1 protein-coding gene is annotated in these 1,384 nt (G+C 57.0%); it reads right to left on the bottom strand.

The window, feature by feature from the left end; all coding sequences use genetic code 11:
- Window positions 1-1,384, bottom strand: a 1,384-nt coding sequence (locus JJB97_RS18020) for a hemagglutinin repeat-containing protein (RefSeq protein WP_238715448.1), incomplete at both ends; no start/stop codon positions are given.

The raw sequence follows: 1,384 nt of genomic DNA, 5'->3' as shown, positions 1-1,384 counted from the left end.
CGGAGCCGCTGATACGGGCCTGGTTGCCGGCGGTGATGCTGACGCTTCCTGTTGTGGAGCCAATGGTTGTGGCGCTCTGACTCTGGGTTGTACCGGCTTCGCGCCGGTCGTGGGTGGTTTTGCCGGAGCCGAGGGTAAAACCGATGCCTCCGGTTCCCGACAGCCCGGATTTTTTCGTCTCCTTAAAGCGCCATGATGTGTCGGTATTGGTGGCCGCAGTGAGACTGACATTGTTACCGGCCGCCAGCGCCACGTCACGATCGGCCACCACATCAGAGCCTTTCACGGCCAGGTTATTGCCCGCACTTATGGTGACCCGGTTGCCTGAAAGCAGGGAGCCTTTCTCGCGTGTATAACTGTCCTCACTGATGGTGTGAGTGGATTTTTTGCTGAGGAATCCACGGCGTTTCTTTTTTTCTTCCCTGTAGTGATAATCACTTTCAGTTGCGGTGGTGAGCAGCACGTTCCGGTCTGCCTTCAGGGCGATATCGCCGCCTGCCACCACTTCAGCGGCCTGAGCCGTGACATCCCGCCCGGCGATAAGGGTGGCGTGACCGCCACTGAGTATTTCCGTTCCCTGCTGGCGGACGGTTTCGTGTATTTCTGTTTTGTTCTTCGAACGGTAGCTGTCACCTTCTGATACAGATTCAGCCATCAGGGCGATATCCCGTCCGGCTTTTATCACCGTATTGTTTTCGGAGGCGATAATGGCCGCCTGGCTGTTCATATCCCGCCCGGCGGAGAGCGTCAGATTATCACCAGTGGTAATGACCGTGCGGGAAATTTCGCTGGCGTGCGTTTCCCTTTCGCCCCGGCTGCGCTGCGTTGTGGTTCTGACGGCATTAAGGTTAATATCATTCCCGGCCGTGAGCAGGGCGCTTCCCCCGGCGTCCACGCGTCCTGCCGCAAGGGTCAGGTCACGGTCTGCGGAAAGGGACACAGTTTGTTTTCCTGTGACCTGGCTCTGATTAACCTGAAGGTTATGCCCCGCGCTGACAGCAACCTCGCGTCCTGTGAACTGACTCCCTTGCACTGTCCGGTTATCACTGGTTTCGTGAATATTCACCGTATTACGGGAGCCGCCGCCACTTTTCCCGCTGTAGTACTGTTTTTCATCCGTCAGGTGTGAATCCGTCACCGACAGCAAATTTACATTCCGGTCTGCGTGAACGTTCAGCGTGCTGCCGGCTGAAACACGGGCCGCCTGGCTGTTGAGGTCCTGGCCTGCCGTAAGCTGAATATTCCCCCCGCTGTGAATAACGGACGAAACATGCTGAAGCGTTGTCTGCTTTATATAATTGTCTTTATCCTGGACAAGGCTGTCGCTGGCGGCGGTGACGACTGTGGTCAGATTCAGGTCGCGCCCGGCGTTCAGCACGGTCTG

It is taken from the genome of Tenebrionibacter intestinalis, assembly GCF_016632365.1.
Taxonomy (GTDB): Bacteria; Pseudomonadota; Gammaproteobacteria; order Enterobacterales; family Enterobacteriaceae; genus Tenebrionibacter; species Tenebrionibacter intestinalis.
The sequence above is the reverse complement of the archived record's forward strand: the minus strand, read 5'-3'. Positions and strand labels throughout refer to the sequence as shown.